Genomic DNA, 16,660 nt, shown 5'->3' with positions numbered 1-16,660 from the left:
GCCACGGGGCCGCCCCGGCGCGTCACCGCCGGGGCGGCCTGTCCGTCCCATCGTCCTGGTCCAGTCCCATGGCGGCATATCCTGCCGCCATGGGACTGGACCTCACCGTGGTCGTGGCCGACTGGGAAAGGCTGCGCGAGACCCCCGTCGGGAAGCGCATCGAAGCGCTGGAGGACGGAATCTGGCCGCCGGAGCTCGACGACACGTACTACCTGACCTACGGCACCACCAAGGGCTGGGTCCGCCACCCGGGCGAAGACGTGGCCTGGTGCGCCGAGTACCGCTTCTTCTGCACCTCCGGCGCCTACAAGTGGCATTCCCGCGCAGGCGACGCCTGGGCCGACATGCGACCGCTCGCCGACACGTCCCTGCGCGAGCAGATGGACCGCTTCTTGAACGGCCTGATCTGGGACCGGGACCCGGCCGAAGACCCCACGCTGACCGGTGCCGGAGGATTCTTCCCGCCCATCACCGACCACCGGCACCCCCCGACCCTCCTCATCTGCCCGCCGGACGCGGCACCCGCGAAGGCCCGCGCCTGGCAGTGGGCAGCGCCACGCCTGGATGAACTCCGCGGGCCCTTCACGGCGGAATGCGAGGGCTGGGCCGGCCGCCCGGACACCTTCGAGGCCTTCACCGCACTCGTCACCGAATGGGGCGCCGTCATCACCGAGACAGCCCGCCGGGGCTGTGGCCTGGTGGGGCTGCCGTAATGCCCGCGACCGAACCGGTCGCCGAGCCGGCCCGAGCCGTGGTCAGTAGCTGCTCAGTCCCGGGGCGTACCATCGGGCTCCCCGTGCATCGGAAGGTGATGTGTCCATGGCCCTGCCCGAGCCCGTGCCGAGTCTGCTGGCGGTCTTTGGTCATCCGGATGACGAGTCGTTGTCGGCGGGCGGGGTGCTGGCCCGGCATGCTGCTGCGGGGGCGCGTACCGGTGTGGTCACGGCGACCTGGGCCGCGGATACCTGGCGGGCCGCGGAGCTGGCCGAGGCGCTGCGGATTCTCGGTGCGGGTGAGCCGCGGATGCTCGGCTACGCCGACGCGCGTTTTCCGCCGTCGGCCCCGGGATGCCAGCGGTTCTGCGATGCGCCGCTCGACGAGGCCGTGCGGCGGTTGGTGGTGCACATCCGGGAATTCCGCCCGGACATCGTGGTCACGCACGATGCCTACGGCGGGCTGCCCGGCCACCCGGATCATGTGCACACCCATCGAGTGACCGTGCTCGCCACCCAGGCCGCCGGGCTTGAGCAGATGTACCCGGACGCCGGCGCTCCGTGGCAGCCGCGTGCCCTGTACCTGGCCACGCACCCGCACTCGGCCGTGTCCGCGCTGCGCGACGTGATCGGTGGCCGCGAGGTGCTGTACAGCGTCCCGGACGAACAGATCACCGCGACCGTGGACGTCGGCCCCTGGCTGGAACGGAAGGTCGCGGCTGTGCTGGCGCATCGTTCCGAGGTGGAGCGGGGAGCCGCGCCGGGAATGATCGCCGGTCTTCAACCAGAACTGCAGGAGCGGTTGTTGGGGACGGAGTGGTACATCCGCCACACCTCCTTTGCTGGTACCGCGGTGGTGGGCCAGACGGAATTGACCAGCTGAGAGGGTGCGTTGGGGGCTGCCCGGGCGCTTGCCTGCTGGTCGTGTGCTTCCAAGGCTCATACGGTTCTCCCGCAGTGTGAATGATGTTGCGGGAGGAGACCGTCATGGTGGAGCCACGTATTGAGCACGATTTCGTCGTGGTGGGAGCCGGATCGGCCGGCAGTGTGGTCGTCCGGAGGCTGCTGGACGCCGGCCACTCGGTGCACGTACTGGAGGCCGGGCCGGTCGACAGTGACGAGCGGGTGCACAGTCCGCAGGGCTGGCCGCAGCTGCTTCAGTCGCCGCTGGACTGGGCGGTGATGACCGTGCCTCAGAAGCAGGCGAACAACCGGCCGTTGTACTGGCCCCGCGGCAAGGTGCTCGGCGGATCGAGTTCGCTCAACGGCATGATCTACATCCGCGGACACCGCAGCGACTACGACGCCTGGGCCTACGAGGGATGCCCCGGCTGGGACTGGGGCAGCGTGCTGCCCCTGTTCAAGCGGTCCGAGGACCACGTCGACGGCGCGAGCGCGTGGCACGGCAAGGGCGGCCCCCTGCCCGTCAGCAGGATCGCCGAACCGCACCCTGCCGCGGCCGCGTTCGTCGAGGCCGCCGTCGCCCTCGGGCACGAGCGGACGGACGACTTCAACGGCGACACGATGACCGGCGTCGGGTTCAACCACGCGACCATCCGCGACGGCCGCCGCATGAGCGCCTGGCAGAGCTTCGCCGTACCGGTGCGGGACGATCCCCGGCTGACCGTCACCACCGGCGCCCACGTGCATCGCGTGTTGCTGGAGGACGGCCGCGCGATCGGCGTGGAGTACGCCGCCGGGGGAGCCCTGCACCGTGCGTACGCCGCCGCCGAGGTCGTACTCAGCGGCGGAGTCATCGGTTCGGCGCAGACCCTGCTACTGTCCGGCATCGGCCCCGCGGCGCACCTGCGCGAGGTCGGCATCGACGTCGCCGTCGACCTGCCGGGCGTCGGCGAGAACCTGCACGACCACCTTCTCGTCAGCAACGTGTACGAGGCGTCCCGCCCGCTGCCGCCGGGACGGGCGAACCTGCTGGAGAGCCAGCTGTTCACCGCCACCGATCCGCGCCGCCCGGGCCCCGACCTGCAGCCGGTGTTCCTGCACCTGGTCTACCCGGCCGAGTCGTACCCGGTACCGGAACACGGGTACACCATCGCCCCGGGCATCGTCCGGCCGCTGTCCCGCGGTACGCTGCGGCTCGCCTCGGCCGACCCGGAATCCGCCCCGCTGGTCGACCCGAACATCCTCGCCGAGCGGTACGACCTCGAAGCGATGGTCGACGCGGTGGAGCTGTGCCGGGAGATCGGCGGCCAGCGCGCCTTCGACGCCTGGCGCAAGGCGGAGCTGGCCCCGGGGCCGGAGGCCCGCACGCGGGACGACCTGCGGGAGTTCGTGCGGCGGGCGGTCGGCACGTACCACCACCAGGTCGGCACCTGCCGGATGGGCCAGGACTCCCTCGCCGTGGTCGACCCCGAGCTGCGTGTCCGCGGCGTTCAGGGGCTCCGCGTGGCGGACGCCTCGATCATGCCGTCCGTCCCGTCCGGCAACACCAACGCTCCGACCATCATGGTTGGCGAGAAGGCCTCCGACCTGCTCATCGCCGCGACCTGACCGGTGCCCGGTCGACGTGCACCCTGACCCCGTATTCGGGTCCAGTGTCCGCGGGGGCCGGGCGACCGTGCATGACATCTGTCATGCACGGTCGTGACAGACCACACGGGGCGGGGCGCCCGATCGCCGCCAAGGTTGAGGGCATGGACACAGTCATCGAAGCAGCCGGCCTGCGACGGAGCTACCAGGGCTTCGACGCGGTGCGCGGCATCGACGTCTCGGTCGCGCGCGGCGAGCTGTTCGCCCTGCTGGGGACCAATGGCGCCGGGAAGACCTCGACCCTGGAGGTCCTTGAGGGCCAGGCCGCGCCCACCGCGGGAACCGTACGGGTGCTGGGCCGCGACCCGCATGCCGACCGCGCCGCGGTGCGGCCGCGGATCGGGGTGATGCTCCAGGAGGGCGGGTTTCCCACCGAGCTGACCGTCGCGGAGACCCTGCGCATGTGGGCGGGGTGCACCAGTGGCGCCCGTCCGGTGGACGAGGCGCTGGCACTGACCCGCCTGGGCGAGCGGCGCACGGTACGCGTCAAGCAGCTCTCCGGCGGTGAGCGCCGGCGCCTCGACCTCGCGCTGGCGCTGCTGGGCCGGCCCGAGGTGCTCTTCCTCGACGAGCCGACCACCGGCCTGGACGCCCAGTCCCGCCACGACACCTGGAACCTGATCGGCGAACTGAAGCGCCAGGGCACCACCGTGCTGCTGACCACGCACTACCTGGAGGAGGCCGAGCAGCTGGCCGACCGGCTCGCGATCATGCATGCGGGGCGGATCGCCACCACCGGGAGCGTCGCTGACGTAGTGTCACAACGGCCTTCCCGGATCAGCTTCGAGCTGCCGTGGGGCCGCTTCCCGGGCGACCTGCCGCCGCTCGCCACCATCGGCGTCACGGCCCACGACATCTCCGGGCAGCGCATGCGCCTGGAGACCTTCGATCTGCAGCGCACCACCACGGAGCTGTTGTGCTGGGCCCGCGAGCAGGGTGTGGAACTGTACGGCCTCGACGCGCGCTCCGCGTCGCTGGAGGAAGCCTTCATGGAGATCGCCAAGGGCCTGAACGACGAGGAGACGAGCCGATGACCCACACCTCCGGCACCCTGACGCCGCCGACCCCCGCCACGAGCCCGCCCCCGGCCACCACCACACGAGGCCCGCACCGCGGCACCGCGGCCCGGATGGCCGCCCTGGGCCGCGGCGAACTGACACTGCTGCTGCGCAGCAGGGCCTCCCTGGTCACCGCGCTGATCCTGCCCGGCACCCTCGCCTTCTCGATGCGCGGCATGGTCAAGAGCCTCAACCTGGACAACACCGGCCTGTCGATCGCGACCGTGCTGCTGCCCGGCACGCTCGGCATGGCCCTGTTCTTCGCCCTCTACACCAACCTCGTCGGTGTATACGTCACCCGCCGCGAGGGCCTGGTCCTCAAGCGGTTGCGTACCGGCGAGGTCCGTGACGCGGAGATCCTGACCGGTGGCGCGCTGCCCGCCGTTCTGCTGGCCCTGGTGCAGTGTGTTCTGCTCGGCGTCGGACTCACCGTGCTGCTGGACGCGCCCGCACCGGCCGCCTGGCACCTGGCGGCCCTCGGCCTGATCCTCGGTATCGTCCTGCTCGTGGTCGGCGCCGCACTCACCGCCGCCTTCACCCGTACGGCCGAGAGCGCCCAGCTGACGTTCCTGCCGTTCATGCTGGTCAGCATGGCCGGCTCGGGGTTGTTCCTGCCGCGCGACGTGCTGCCCGACATCGCCGCGCAGGTCAGCGCGTGGCTGCCGTTCACTCCGGTGATGGACTTGCTGCGCGGCGGCTGGACAGGAGATCTTGGCGGCATGGACCAGCTCCGACTCATCCTGACCGCCCTGGCCTGGATCGGCGTGGCGGCTCTGGGCGTACGCCGCTTCTTCCGCTGGGAGCCGCGGCGTTGAGTTCCCGGCGCCCCGCGACGACGGGCCCGGCCGTGACCAGCGTGCAGCACTGGGTGGAGCGTTTCGGCGGAGCGAACGGCCCCGCCCGCTACCGCCGCTACGCGCTGGGCTCCATCACCTCCTTCGCCGTCTTCGAGGCCGCGCTGTGGGTGTTCTGGCTCGTCGGGTCGAGGGCCGACGGACCGTCGCTGGCCGTGGTGGCGGTCCTGGCCGCGGCGCACGTGTGGCTCCAGGCCGTGTTGTGCAGGGTGGGCATGCGCCACTACCTCGGACTCGTCCGGCGCCCGTATCCGCTGGTCGGCCTGTACACGGGCGTGACAGTCGTGACGGTCGCCGTGGGGTGCTGGCTGGAGGTGAGCGGCCGGATCGACGGCGGCGACCTGGCGCCGTACGTGCTGTGGCTGCTGATGTTCTACTCCGGGCCGCCCCTGTTGGCGCTCGGCCTGCGCGGCGGGGTGCTCCTGGTGGCGACAGTGGCCGCAGCGACGCTGATCGCGGTGGCCGCGATCGGGGTGCGGGGCGAATCGCTGGCCCTCGCGGTGGGCGCCTCCGCGTTCACGGTGCCCTTCACGGCACTGGCGTACCGGGTCACCGGCTGGAGCGTACATCTGGTGGACGAGCTGGCCGCCGCCCGCGTGACGCAGGCGCGTCTGGCGGTGGCCGAGGAGCGGCTGCGTTTTGGACGCGATCTGCACGACGTACTCGGCCGCAACCTCGCCGTGGTCGCGCTCAAGAGCGAACTGGCGGTGCAGCTCGCCCGGCGCGGCAAGCCCGAGGCCGTCGACCAGATGGTCGAGGTGCAGCGCATCGCCCAGGACTCCCAGCGCGAGATCCGCTCGGTCGTACGCGGCTATCGCATGGTCGACCTGCACACCGAACTCGTCGGCGCGCGCTCCGTCCTCGATGCGGCGGGCATTCCCTGCCGCATCGAGGACGGGCCCGCCGCGCGCCTGCCGGCCGAGATCCAGTCGGCGCTGGGGTGGGTGGTGCGCGAGGCGACCACCAATGTGCTGCGCCACGCACAGGGCGCCACGCGGTGCGAGGTGTCCTTGCGCGAGAGTGCGGACGGCACGATGGTGCTGGTCATCGAGAACGACGGTACGGATGAAGGCGATGCTGCCGGTCAGGGCGGTGGCAGCGGGCTCGCGGGGCTCAGGGAGCGACTGGTGGAACTGAACGGCACACTCACGACGCAGACGCGCTCCGGAGGAGTGTTCCGCCTGACCGTGACCGTCCCCGTGACCGCCCCGTGGGAGGAAGAAGCATGATCAGGGTGTTGCTCGCCGAGGACGAGCACCTCATCCGGGGCGCCCTCGCCTCCCTGCTCGCCCTGGAGGACGACATCGCGGTGGTCGCCGAGGCGGGCTCGGGCGACGAGGCGCTGGCCATGGCCCGGGCCCACCGGCCCGATGTCGCCGTACTGGACCTGCAGATGCCTCGCGGCGACGGCATCACCGTCGCCGACCGGCTGCGGCAGGACCTGCCCGACTGCGCCACGATGATCGTCACCAGCCACGCGGGAGCCAACGCCCTCAAGCGCGCCCTCAGCGCAGGCGTCCGCGGGTTCGTACCGAAGACCGTCTCCGCGCAGCAACTGGCGCAGATCATCCGTACCGTGCACACCGGCGGCCGCTACGTCGACCAGGAGCTGGCCGCCGACGCCATCGCCGCCGGCGATTCGCCCCTGACGCCCCGCGAGGCCGAACTCCTCGCGATGGCCGAGGAGGGTACCCCCGTTGCCGACATCGCCGCCCGCGCCATGCTGTCCGCCGGCACCGTCCGCAACCATCTCTCCGCCGCCGTCACCAAAATCGGCGCCGAGAACCGCCACGTGGCCGCACGCCTCGCCCGCGAACGCGGGTGGCTGTGACGGCTCGCCGACCCTCTCAGGCCGCGCCCATGTCGGCACTGACCCAGCGCTGCGGACGCATACGAATGAGCACCTGCGGCCCCAGCTCCCGCTCCGCGAAATTCACGAACGCCTCGGCCTTCTCCCTGGGCAGGTACCGGGAGGCAAGCGTGAGATGGTCCTCACGGGTGCCGGGATCCACCGCCGTGACGGGCCCTTCGACGGAGACGTACCGGACGGTGGGTTCCACGCGGTCCGCCATCATTGTGAAGCGGCCGGCAACGTCGATGAGCCGGGCCTTGCGCGAATCCCTCCCGGTCAGGATCCAGAGCTCGCCGCCCGGCTCGTAGTGGTACCAGATCGGCACGGTGAGCGGCGCCCGCCCCTCCTCGGCCGCCACGGAAAGTGCACCGACATACGGCTCGGCCAGAAACTGCTCACGCTCTTCACGACTCAACGCCACGGCATCTCCTCAACGGCTCGCCACGTACGAACGACTCTCGACGTATCCACAGAGTCCCGTCAATCCGCCACAAACGGGTGGCGGCACGCCGCGGGCCGCGTAGGGCGACCGGCGCCCGCGCGGCGGGTCTGTCGGTCGAGGAACACCTGAACGCCAAGGCCGCCGAGGTACCGCCCGGCTGCGAGGCCTGCTGACCGCTCTGGGCTGGCTCGCCCCCACCGAAGCCCCCCACCGCAAGGGCACCGCCTGGACACACACCCTGTTCTCCGGCGGCGGATCGAGCTCCGACCTGATGATGCAGATCTTCGCCGACGTGTTCGGCGTCCCGGCCCACCGCGCCGAGGTGAACGACGCGGCCGGCCTCGGCGCCGCGATGTGCGCGGCCGTCGGCACGGGCACCCACGCCACCTTCGACGACGCAAGAGACGCGATGGCGCGCCCCGGAAAGGTCTTCACCCCCGATCCCGCAAACCACGCCCTCTACACCCGCCTGGGCAAGGCGTACCGCCGAATCCAGGACCACACGGACCCGGTCTACCGGGAGACGTGGGACGTCACCGGCTAGCGCCGCTCGATTCCAGCCCCGCTGCCGTCGCCGACCGGCGGAGCTAGCGGCGGGTCACGGTGATCGTGATGGACGTGCCGGGGCGGGTGGAGGGGAGTCGGACTCGGGCGAATCCGTTTGCGATCCGGACCACGGCGTTCGGGGTGTGCTCGACGGAGACCCGGGCGCCGTGCGGGTAGGCGGTGGCCGGCAGGGTGATGTCGGTCCATGCACGGTGCGTCGTCCGGTTGGCGGTGAGGCGGAGGCGGTACGTGCCGGTCGCGGGGGAGTACGACTCGGGGCCCGGGGTGCCCGCGACGGCCCGGGCGTACGGGGCGAACGCCGGCTCCTTGCCCGGTGCCGGGCTGCCGTCGGCGTCGCGCACGCAGTAGCCGCCGCCCCCGGTGGCGTCGCAGTCGTACCACATGGCCCATCCCGAGGCGAAGCTCGGCATCGAGGCGACCTGACGTTGGATCAGTTCCGCGTTGCCGGGCGTGGTGGCCCGGGGCGGGCCCCACTCGCCCACCAGCACGGGCAGCCGGTGCGCGGCCGGGTAGGCGGCGATGGCCGCCTCGTACTTCTCGATGAATCCACCGAACGGATCCCAGTCCTGCCCGGACTCCACCGCCGTGTCGTAGAAGTGCGGGGCGTAACCGATGCGGTCGGCCCCGGGCCGCGGATCGGCGAAGCCGGGCAGGCTGGTCGGGACGCCCTGGCCGACCAGGACGGTCGGCTCGACGAACAGCCACGCCTGGTGGTCGACGGAACGTACGGCCCGGATCAGGCGGCGGTACATCGCCGGGAGCCGGTCCTGTTCGAGGGCGACGGAGGCGGCCAGCTGGTTCGCCGGGTCGGTCGGGTCGCCGGGGACCGGGCCGAAGGGCTCGTTGAACAGGTCGTAGCCCAGCAGCGAGCGGTGGCCGCGCAGCGTCGCGGCGACCCGGGCGTACGCCCTGACCTGCGCGGCACGCAGGTCAGGGTCGTCGTAGAGGTGGGTGAAGGCGGCCTGGACGGCCGGCTGGAAGTAGTCGGAGAACCAGTCGTCGGGGTTGGGCTCGAAGGGCAGACCGTCGGTGCGCGTGGCCCAGGCGGGGATGCCGTTGTGTCCGAATGCCGGGCCGAACACGTCCTGGTGCCAGTCCACGAGCACCAGCACGCCGTGCCGGTCGGCCCAGCCGAGCACGCGGTCGAGGTAGCGGAGGTAGGCGGTGTCGTAACGGCCCCGCGCCGGCTCCACCTTCTCCCACTGGATGTTGAGCCGCAGCAGCGTGAACCCTTCGGCTGCCAGGCGGGCGACGCGCTGCTCCGTGATGGTGTCGGTCTTGCCGAGGTTGAGGCCGCGCAGCGAGAGGGCGCGGCCCTGCCGGTCGGTGAGCCGGGTGCGGCCGTCCGATGTGGTGACCGTGCCGGCGGGCGCGGCGACCGCCGTCGCTCCGGCCTTCCCCGCCGCTGCCTCGGCCGATGGAGGGGCATCGGGGGTCAGGCCCGTGCCGAATGCCGGAGTCTGCGGGGTCAGGGCCGTACCGAAGGCGAGGAGGAAGGCGAGCAGGGGCGGGACGGCGCGGCGCAGACACATGCGGCCTCCGATGCGGGCGGTCGGCGAGTGGCCCGAGGGCTCACCGGGACTCCGCATCCTGGCGCCCGGGGAGGCGGGCGGCAAGAGGGCAACGTCAGGGGGCGAGGAGGCGCTTGGACGTATCCACGACTGCATCCGCAACAGCCTGGTCGAGGAGGAGGACGGGGTGCTCCGAGGTCCTCGCGCCGGTGCCGGCGCCAAGCGCGCAGACCATTTGTATACCGACGATCAATTCACCGCCTGTGTTCCGGATGGCCGTGGGGTGATCTCCGGCCCGCCTGTACTCCAATTTCGCCTCCTACCGGGGCATTCTCGCGTCTCCCGCTGGTCCGAGGCGCTGAATCCCTTGTCGCCCTCCAGCCTCTTGGTATACAAATTCGCTGCCGCCCGAAGATCGCTCGCTCGCCAAGGAGCCCCCATGTGTGTTGCACCCCTGCCGCCTCCGTCCAGCAAGCTCACCCGACGAGGCGTCCTCGCGGGGGCCGCCGTGCTCGCGGGCACCGCGGCGCTCACCACGTCCGCCTCGGCGGCCCCCCGGCGCGGCCGCTCGCGCGGCGGTGACCTCGTACTGCGGGGCGGCACGCTGCTGGACCCGGCGACCGGTGAGGTCACCGAGGACGCCGTCGTCGTCATCGAGGGCGGGGTCGTCCGTGCGGCCGGTACCCGGAAGGCCGTCGAGGTGCCGGAGGGGACGGAGATCCTCGAAGCCGACGGGAAGTGGATCCTGCCGGGCCTGGTCGAGGCGCACATCCACCTCAACACCGCCGCCGAGGCGCGGGACGCGATCCGTGCCGGCGCCACCAGCGCCCGCAGCGGTTCGACCAACTTCTACCAGGACATCGCCGTACGGGAGCTGGCCCGGCAGGTGCCCGCGCAGGCCCCGCGTCTCCAGGCCGCGGGCATCTTCGTCACGCCCGACCTCGGCGACACCGTGCTGGCCGACCCGGACCTCACCGAGCTGGCGCGCCTCAAGGACGGCGTACGGTCGGCCGAGGCCCTGCGCCGGGTCGTCGCGGTGAACCTCAAGCGCGGCGCCGATGTCATCAAGACCCGTGTCAACGAGCGCGCCGGCCTGCCCGAGCAGGACCCGCTGACCCAGGTGTACTCGTACGAGCAGCTCTCCGAGATCGTCACCGCCGCCCGGCGCGGCGGCAAGGGCGTACTGTGCCACAGCTACAGCAAGAAGGGCTGTCACGACGCGGTGACGGCAGGCATCCGCTCGCTGGAGCACGGCGTGTTCGTCGGCGAGCGGACCTTGCACGAAATGCACCGCAGGGGCACGTACTTCACGCCCACCCTCACCGCGATCGCCGGCATGATCGGCTCCTCCGACCCGGTGCTGGACGAGCGCGGCCGGACGTACCTGCCCGTACTGAAGCGGGCCGTGCTGGCCGCACACGAGATGGGCGTACCGCTGGCCGCGGGCACGGACTCCTCGGGCGGCGAGGTCACTCCCATCGGCCGCGAGGTGGAGCTGATGCGCGAAGCGGGCCTGTCCGCTCTCGATGCCCTCCGTACGGCCACGACGAGCGCGGCCCGGCTGCTCGGCCTGCAGGCCACGGCCGGCCGTCTCGCCCCCGGTTTCGCCGGTGACGCGGTCCTCCTCGACGGCGACCCCCTCGCCGATGTGACGGTGCTCAAGCACCCGGCACGCGTCGTCCACGCGGGCGTCACGGTCTGACACGTCCGCGTCCGTAACCCTCGCCTTCCCCTGCACGTCTCCCTCCCGCCCCGGCCCAAGGAGCCCTGCCTTCATGACGTCGATCATCCCTACCTCCGGCCGAGTGTCCCGGCGCAGCATGATCGCCGGAGCGGCCGCACTGGCCGGCACCGCCGCGGTCACCTCCCCCTCAGCGGCCGCGTACGCCGCCCCGGGTGAGCACAGCGACCGGCACGGCCGACCCGTGGTCTTCCGCAACGTACGGCCCTTCGGGTCGGCCAAGGCGGTGGACCTCACGGTCGTCAATGGCAAGATCACGGACCGTCCGGCACCGGCCGGGGCCCAGGTCGTCGACGGTGGCGGCCGGATCGCGCTCCCGTCGCTCGTGAACGCGCACGTCCACCCCGACAAGACGACATGGGGCGGGGCGTGGGTGTCCCGCAAGCCGGCGGACGGAATCGCCGACTACGCCGACCAGGACGCGGAACTGTTCCGCACCCAGAGCCGCCCCGTCGGGGAACGCGCCTACGGACTGATGGCGCGCGCGGTCGCCACCGGTACCCGCGCGATGCGGGCCCACGCCGACGTTGCGCCGGAGTACGACCTGGCCTGCGCGGAAGGTGTGGCAACGGCCCGTGACCGGCTGAAGGGCGCTCTCGACGTACAGATCGTGGCGTTCCCGCAGCACGGCGTCATCCGCAAGCCCGGCACCGCGAAGCTGCTGGAGGAGGCCGCCCGTACGGGCCTGGTGGACATGATCGGTGGCATCGATCCGATCGGCTTTGACGACGCCCTCGACGAACAGCTCGACCTGGTCTTCGGCATCGCCGACCGGCACGGCACCGGCCTGGACATCCACCTGCACGACCGCGGAGAGAACGGCCTCAAGCCGTTGCGCGGCATCATCGACCGCACTCGTGCGCTGTCGTTGCGGGGCAAGGTCACGGTCAGCCATGTCTTCTGCCTGCCGAGCCTGAGCGACCGCGAACTCGGTTCCCTCGCGGGTGACCTGGCCGACCTGGACATCTCGCTGACGACGGTGGCGTACTCGGAGTCGACCGTGCTGCCGATCGCGCGGCTGCGCGAGCACGGCGTCGCGGTCGGCCTCGGCACCGACGGGGTGCGCGACGCGTGGAGCCCGTTCGGCAACGGGGACATGCTCGACCGCGCACACCAGCTCGGCCTGATCACCGACATCCGCCTCGACGAGGAACTCAACGACTGCTACCGGGTGGGCACCGACGGCGGCTCGGACGTCATGCATCTGCCGCACGTGGACCTCAAGCCCGGCTCCCCGGCCGACTTCATCCTCGTACGCGGCGAGTGCCTGCCGCAGATCGTCGTGGACACACCGAAGCGGGACATGGTGGTGCACGGCGGCCGCGTGGTGGCCCGCGACGGCGAACTGACCGACTGATACGCCTGTCGGCCGGGGAGCCACTCAGCGTCCGGTACGCGTCGTCTCCCGCGTCGTCTCCTCGGCCAGCCGGTCGGCGCGGGCGGTGGCGTCCTCGGCGGTACGCCGCGCCGCGCTGGCCACGCGATCGGCCTTGCGCAACCGCTGTTCGGCGGCCTTGCGCGCGGCGCGGGCTTCCTTCCCCTCGCGCTCGGCCTCCTCGATCTGCTCCCGCAGTTCCGTAATCCGCTGCTCGGCCCGCTGCTGCCGGTCCTCTGCGGCCTCCAACGCATCCTGCGCCGCGGTGAGTTCTGCCTCCTGCGCGTGGGCCTCACGCCCGGCGTCCTCCGCGTCCTTCCGGGCGCGCTGGAGTTCTTCCTTCTGCTCACGGCGGGCGCGCGCGGCGCTGAAGTCCACGACTCGGCTGTCGGCGGCTTTGGTACCGGACTTACTCGCGGAACCGCGGCCGGCCTTGGCCGTCGTCTTGCCGTCCGAGCCCCGCCCGGTCTTCACCGGTTTGCCGTCCGAGCCTCGCTCAGTCTTGGCAGCCGCCTTACCGTTCGAACCAGCCGTCGGCTTGCGGGAGGCCCTGCCTGGGGGCTGCTCAGCGGGTTCTGCGATGCCACCGACGGTGGGGAAGCCGGTCGGCGGGGTCAATGCCCGGGTGAGCAGCCCCTCGGACCACTCCCGTGCGGCCTCGGGATCGGCCATCGCCGCGTGCAGGGTTCCCTCGACCTCGCGCCGAGCCGCCTCGCCGAGGCGCTGCCCGGCTCGCGTGGCCAGCTGCCGCGCTTGCCGGGCGAGCGCGGAGACCAGCTCCCGCTGTTGCGCGGACAGCTCACGCAGCTGCTTGCCGTCCAGGTTCTGGTGCGCACGCCGCAGTTCCTCACCGAGCCGCAACAGTGTCTCCACCTCGTCCGGCCGGTCCCGGACGAACAGGTTCGAGGCCCAGGCGGCGAGGGTCGGCCGCCGCAACCGGCGGATGTCGTCGGCCAGCCGGCGGTCACCGGACCGCCGAGCTTCCTGGACCCGCGCATTGCGGACAGCGGTGAACTCCTCCGGCGGCAGCCTGTACAGCTCGTCGGCGACAGCGTCCCACTCCACCGGGTCCTCCTCCGCGTGCCTCCGCCGTCAACTGCTGGGTGGTGCCGCCCCCCGGCCGGCTTCTTGACCGGATCCCTGTCCCAGAAGATCGAGGAGTTGGCGGCGGTGCAAGTCCGCCACGGGAGCGTGCAGGTCCGGGTGGCGCAGCAGGAAGGCGGCCCGCCGGTCGTTGTCATCAGGTTCGGTCAGACGCCGGAACTCGACCGGCGCCCCGTTCAGGTGCCAGGAATCGGCGAGGGAGGTGACCGCGGCCGCGGCCAGTTCCGGAGTGCTGAGCAGGCACACTGCCCAGCTCGCGACCACCTCGTCCACCCAGGTGCGCCAGGCGTCGTCCACGCCGTACGGGCCGGGCGCTTCCGTGCCGGCGAGCCAGTCGAGCCGGGCGGAACCACCCGGTCCGGTGACACTCACCAGCGCGATGTCCATCGGCGTGGGGTACCGCAGCCAGGCCGCTACCGTCACGGCCTGCCGCGCCTGGGCTTCCGCGAGGGCCGAGGTCAAGGGGCCACCGCCCGACGGATACGCGCGTGTCAGCCACTGAGCCGTCGCCGCTATGACCGGAGAGAGATCTGCGAGCACTGCTGAGCCGTCCGAGTGCAGAGGGTGCAGGGGCTTCACACGCTATCTCTCCGGTCATTCCCCAGAAATGACGCGAATCACGGGGACGACGTGGGCTTCCCCACGTGGCCTTGCTCACGCGGCATTCCCCGCGTGGAAAATCATCGCTATCCGAGGACCGTCCACGAGTGCGACGCGTCGTCGAGGTCAGTGGGTTTTCCCGCGCCCGGAGAGGGCGTCGCGGGCCCGGTCGACCAGCCCCGTACCGGGGGCGAGGATCTCGTTGACCGGGGGAGTGGACGGCGTCGCGGGGTGCGGGCGGGTCGGCGCTGTCTTCTTCGCCCGGCGGATCTTGTCGCCCAGCTCGTCGAGCTCTTCCGCGCTCGCCGCCTGCCGCAGCTGCGGGAAGAGATTGCGCTCCTCGTCCTGGATGTGGTTGCGGATCTCGCTCATGAGGAAGCTCATGAGCCGGTCGAATGCCGGTTCGTCGGCCTGACAGCTCTCCAGCTGCTTCATGATGTGCTCGGCCGCCGCATGGTCCTCCAGCTCCTTGTCGGCGACGCGGTCGCCATTCGCGAGGCAGCGGCGCACCATCGGGTAGAGGTGCATTTCCTCGGCGATGGAGTGACGTACCAATTCGATGGTGGCCTGGTCCGCCAGCTCCTTGCGCTGCGGGTCACCGGGTGGCAGTGCCTCGATCCGGGAGAAGAACTCCTCGACCTCCCGGTGGTCGGTGGTCAGCTCATCGATGACGTTTCCGCCGTGTGCCATCTCGTGTCCTCGCTCCTTCGCAGGTGCCCTGACGACGTACGGGTACCAGCCGACTCCGCGCTCATTCTCCGTTCCGCACAGAAATTCCGCGCACGGGCGAGAGCCGTACGGCGTAGTGCGTACGCCCGACCGCCATACGGCGCACGCCCGACCACCGAGCGGATATGCGCCGGCCTACGGAGTGGTGGTGCTCGCGCGGGCGGCCAGCTGGTCACCAAGAGTGCTGCGCCGGCTGGCCCGCCGTATACGCACTGGTCGCCCTACTGGCCGCACTCGCACTGACCCGCCACCTGTTCAGGCCCCGGACAAGCGACACAACGATGCCGAGCGAACGGCCCACACCCACAACAACGCAACTACGACACCATCACACTCGACCCACACTTCGACCGCGCGACACTAGCGAGTTCGGCCCCTCACCACCGAATATGGACCGCATGAGCGATCAACCCGCGCGATGGAGCCAGGCAAGCGTCCACCCCGACATGTGGCTCGACCCCGACGACGACCCTCGCGACAGCGACAGTGTCAGCCCCGACGGTGAGCTTGCGACGCTGCAGGACTTCCTGAAGAACTACCGCATCACCCTGCGGATGAAGTGCGAGGGCCTGACCCCGGAGCAACTGGCCCGGCGGTCGGTCCCGCCGTCGACGATGTCGCTGCTCGGCCTCCTCCGCCACCTTGCGGAGACGGAACGGGACTGGCTCAACTGGATCAGCGACGGTGAACCACTCCCGAAGCTCTACGGCGATCCCGATGGTGATTTCGACGGGGCCGTCGCCGAGCAGGCCGAGGTCGACGCTGCGTACGAAGCGCTGGCGCGCGAGCAGGCCGCGACCGACGCCGCACTGGCCGAGCACCCGGACCTGGGCGTGCGCCTGGGGAAGGACGGCATCGCGGTACGGGAGTTGTTGGTCCACCGGATCGAGGAGTACGCCCGGCACTGCGGCCACGCCGACCTGCTGCGCGAGCGCATCGACGGCAGGGTGGGCCAGTAACCGGCATCCGGGTAGTGAGAAGTTCAGCCGGGCCTCTCACCACTTACGGCTCAGGACTGATCCACTGTGACGGGGGAGCAGATGAACGTGCGGATCAGACCGGCGTTGCCGACGGAAGCCGAGACGCTCAGTGACTTGGCGCTACGGTCCAAGGCGCATTGGGGCTACGACGCCGCGTTTCTGGACGCGTGCAGAGACGAACTCACCGTCGGCGCGAGTGAGGTGGAAAGCCGACGAGCCGCGGTGGCTGACAGAGACGGCCGCATCCTGGGCTTCACGACTCTCGAAAACAAACCGCCCATGGGAACCTTGGGCATGATGTTCGTCGAGCCGCAGGCCATGGGGCAAGGCATCGGCCGCCTACTGTTCGAAAACGTCGTCGCTACCGGCCGGCAGCTGGGCTTCACCCGGCTGACGATCGACGCAGACCCCAATGCCGAACCCTTCTACCGCGCGATGGGTGCCGTACGAACAGGAAGCGCCCCTTCCGGCTCCATCCCCGGCCGAGTGCTGCCACAACTGGCCCTTGCCATCCACCACTGATCTTCATGTCCGATGCGCGGCCACTGGCAACGTGGCGAAGCCTCTGGAGGATGGGTTCTCAG

At 71.1% G+C, this 16,660-nt stretch carries 17 protein-coding genes; 12 read left to right on the top strand and 5 right to left on the bottom strand.

Annotation, left to right across the window (positions count from 1 at the left end; all coding sequences use genetic code 11):
• Positions 1–89: 89 nt before the first annotated feature.
• The 7 genes from ACIGQF_RS08605 to ACIGQF_RS08575 all read left to right on the top strand — a co-directional run bounded on the left by ACIGQF_RS08605 (position 90) and on the right by ACIGQF_RS08575 (position 7,006).
• A complete protein-coding gene (locus ACIGQF_RS08605) occupies positions 90–713 on the top strand; it encodes a hypothetical protein (RefSeq protein ID WP_399707194.1) in 624 nt (207 codons plus the stop codon).
• 106 nt (positions 714–819) lie between these two features.
• Positions 820–1,596: a PIG-L family deacetylase gene (locus ACIGQF_RS08600; RefSeq protein ID WP_399707192.1), complete on the top strand. Its 777-nt coding sequence runs from the start codon at positions 820–822 to the stop codon at positions 1,594–1,596.
• A gap of 104 nt (positions 1,597–1,700) precedes the next feature.
• Positions 1,701–3,224: a GMC family oxidoreductase gene (locus ACIGQF_RS08595; RefSeq protein WP_399707190.1), complete on the top strand. Its 1,524-nt coding sequence runs from the start codon at positions 1,701–1,703 to the stop codon at positions 3,222–3,224.
• A gap of 143 nt (positions 3,225–3,367) precedes the next feature.
• Positions 3,368–4,297 carry an ABC transporter ATP-binding protein gene (locus ACIGQF_RS08590; protein ID WP_399707188.1) on the top strand — a complete coding sequence of 310 codons (930 nt, stop codon included), beginning with the start codon at positions 3,368–3,370 and terminating at the stop codon, positions 4,295–4,297.
• Positions 4,294–5,136 carry an ABC transporter permease gene (locus ACIGQF_RS08585; RefSeq protein WP_399707186.1) on the top strand — a complete coding sequence of 281 codons (843 nt, stop codon included), beginning with the start codon at positions 4,294–4,296 and terminating at the stop codon, positions 5,134–5,136. The genes ACIGQF_RS08590 and ACIGQF_RS08585 overlap by 4 nt, the downstream gene beginning before the upstream one ends.
• 32 nt (positions 5,137–5,168) lie before the next feature.
• On the top strand, positions 5,169–6,404 hold the full coding sequence (locus ACIGQF_RS08580; protein WP_399707184.1) for a sensor histidine kinase: 1,236 nt from the start codon (positions 5,169–5,171) through the stop codon (positions 6,402–6,404).
• Positions 6,401–7,006, top strand: a complete 606-nt coding sequence (locus ACIGQF_RS08575; protein WP_399707182.1) for a DNA-binding response regulator — start codon at positions 6,401–6,403, stop codon at positions 7,004–7,006. Before ACIGQF_RS08580 ends, ACIGQF_RS08575 begins: the two co-directional genes overlap by 4 nt.
• Positions 7,007–7,022: 16 nt before the next feature.
• On the opposite strand, the gene ACIGQF_RS08570 is transcribed toward ACIGQF_RS08575, so the two are convergent.
• On the bottom strand, positions 7,023–7,448 hold the full coding sequence (locus ACIGQF_RS08570; RefSeq protein ID WP_399707180.1) for a pyridoxamine 5'-phosphate oxidase family protein: 426 nt from the start codon (positions 7,446–7,448) through the stop codon (positions 7,023–7,025).
• Positions 7,449–7,626: 178 nt separating this feature from the next.
• Between ACIGQF_RS08570 and ACIGQF_RS08565 the strand changes: the two genes are divergently transcribed.
• Positions 7,627–8,013, top strand: a complete 387-nt coding sequence (locus ACIGQF_RS08565) for an FGGY-family carbohydrate kinase (protein WP_399707633.1) — start codon at positions 7,627–7,629, stop codon at positions 8,011–8,013.
• Positions 8,014–8,056: 43 nt separating this feature from the next.
• Here ACIGQF_RS08565 and ACIGQF_RS08560 read toward each other — a convergent pair whose 3' ends face one another.
• Entirely contained in the window at positions 8,057–9,568 is a 1,512-nt protein-coding gene (locus ACIGQF_RS08560; RefSeq protein WP_399707178.1) for a cellulase family glycosylhydrolase, read from the bottom strand.
• A gap of 418 nt (positions 9,569–9,986) precedes the next feature.
• Between ACIGQF_RS08560 and ACIGQF_RS08555 the strand changes: the two genes are divergently transcribed.
• Both ACIGQF_RS08555 and ACIGQF_RS08550 read left to right on the top strand, forming a co-directional pair.
• Positions 9,987–11,249: an amidohydrolase family protein gene (locus tag ACIGQF_RS08555; protein ID WP_399707176.1), complete on the top strand. Its 1,263-nt coding sequence runs from the start codon at positions 9,987–9,989 to the stop codon at positions 11,247–11,249.
• Positions 11,250–11,322: 73 nt separating this feature from the next.
• Positions 11,323–12,645 (top strand): amidohydrolase, encoded by a 1,323-nt coding sequence (locus tag ACIGQF_RS08550; protein ID WP_399707174.1) that lies wholly within the window; start codon positions 11,323–11,325, stop codon positions 12,643–12,645.
• A gap of 24 nt (positions 12,646–12,669) precedes the next feature.
• On the opposite strand, the gene ACIGQF_RS08545 is transcribed toward ACIGQF_RS08550, so the two are convergent.
• From ACIGQF_RS08545 to ACIGQF_RS08535, 3 genes are all read right to left on the bottom strand, one after another.
• Positions 12,670–13,728, bottom strand: coding sequence for a hypothetical protein (locus tag ACIGQF_RS08545; RefSeq protein WP_399707172.1), 1,059 nt, complete (start codon positions 13,726–13,728; stop codon positions 12,670–12,672).
• A gap of 27 nt (positions 13,729–13,755) precedes the next feature.
• Complete coding sequence (locus ACIGQF_RS08540; protein ID WP_399707171.1) at positions 13,756–14,307, bottom strand: hypothetical protein; 552 nt, start codon at positions 14,305–14,307, stop codon at positions 13,756–13,758.
• A gap of 186 nt (positions 14,308–14,493) precedes the next feature.
• Positions 14,494–15,057, bottom strand: coding sequence for a hemerythrin domain-containing protein (locus ACIGQF_RS08535; RefSeq protein ID WP_399707169.1), 564 nt, complete (start codon positions 15,055–15,057; stop codon positions 14,494–14,496).
• Between the two features lie 437 nt (positions 15,058–15,494).
• On the opposite strand from ACIGQF_RS08535, the gene ACIGQF_RS08530 reads away from it, so the two are divergent.
• Entirely contained in the window at positions 15,495–16,055 is a 561-nt protein-coding gene (locus ACIGQF_RS08530; protein ID WP_399707168.1) for a DinB family protein, read from the top strand.
• A gap of 81 nt (positions 16,056–16,136) precedes the next feature.
• Complete coding sequence (locus ACIGQF_RS08525; RefSeq protein ID WP_399707631.1) at positions 16,137–16,598, top strand: GNAT family N-acetyltransferase; 462 nt, start codon at positions 16,137–16,139, stop codon at positions 16,596–16,598.
• Positions 16,599–16,660 lie beyond the last annotated feature (62 nt).

Source organism: Streptomyces sp. NPDC053560, assembly GCF_044544605.1.
Taxonomy (GTDB): Bacteria; Actinomycetota; Actinomycetes; order Streptomycetales; family Streptomycetaceae; genus Streptomyces.
Note: the sequence above shows the minus strand (reverse complement) of the source record. Positions and strands in the feature narration are given on the sequence as shown.

Coding starts and splice junctions, on each gene's coding strand:
- ACIGQF_RS08605 (WP_399707194.1), top strand. CDS start 90: ATGGGACTGGACCTCACCGTGGTCGTGGCCGACTGGGAAAGGCTGCGC.
- ACIGQF_RS08600 (WP_399707192.1), top strand. CDS start 820: ATGGCCCTGCCCGAGCCCGTGCCGAGTCTGCTGGCGGTCTTTGGTCAT.
- ACIGQF_RS08595 (WP_399707190.1), top strand. CDS start 1,701: ATGGTGGAGCCACGTATTGAGCACGATTTCGTCGTGGTGGGAGCCGGA.
- ACIGQF_RS08590 (WP_399707188.1), top strand. CDS start 3,368: ATGGACACAGTCATCGAAGCAGCCGGCCTGCGACGGAGCTACCAGGGC.
- ACIGQF_RS08585 (WP_399707186.1), top strand. CDS start 4,294: ATGACCCACACCTCCGGCACCCTGACGCCGCCGACCCCCGCCACGAGC.
- ACIGQF_RS08575 (WP_399707182.1), top strand. CDS start 6,401: ATGATCAGGGTGTTGCTCGCCGAGGACGAGCACCTCATCCGGGGCGCC.
- ACIGQF_RS08560 (WP_399707178.1), bottom strand. CDS start 9,568: ATGTGTCTGCGCCGCGCCGTCCCGCCCCTGCTCGCCTTCCTCCTCGCC.
- ACIGQF_RS08555 (WP_399707176.1), top strand. CDS start 9,987: ATGTGTGTTGCACCCCTGCCGCCTCCGTCCAGCAAGCTCACCCGACGA.
- ACIGQF_RS08550 (WP_399707174.1), top strand. CDS start 11,323: ATGACGTCGATCATCCCTACCTCCGGCCGAGTGTCCCGGCGCAGCATG.
- ACIGQF_RS08535 (WP_399707169.1), bottom strand. CDS start 15,057: ATGGCACACGGCGGAAACGTCATCGATGAGCTGACCACCGACCACCGG.
- ACIGQF_RS08530 (WP_399707168.1), top strand. CDS start 15,495: ATGAGCGATCAACCCGCGCGATGGAGCCAGGCAAGCGTCCACCCCGAC.
- ACIGQF_RS08525 (WP_399707631.1), top strand. CDS start 16,137: ATGAACGTGCGGATCAGACCGGCGTTGCCGACGGAAGCCGAGACGCTC.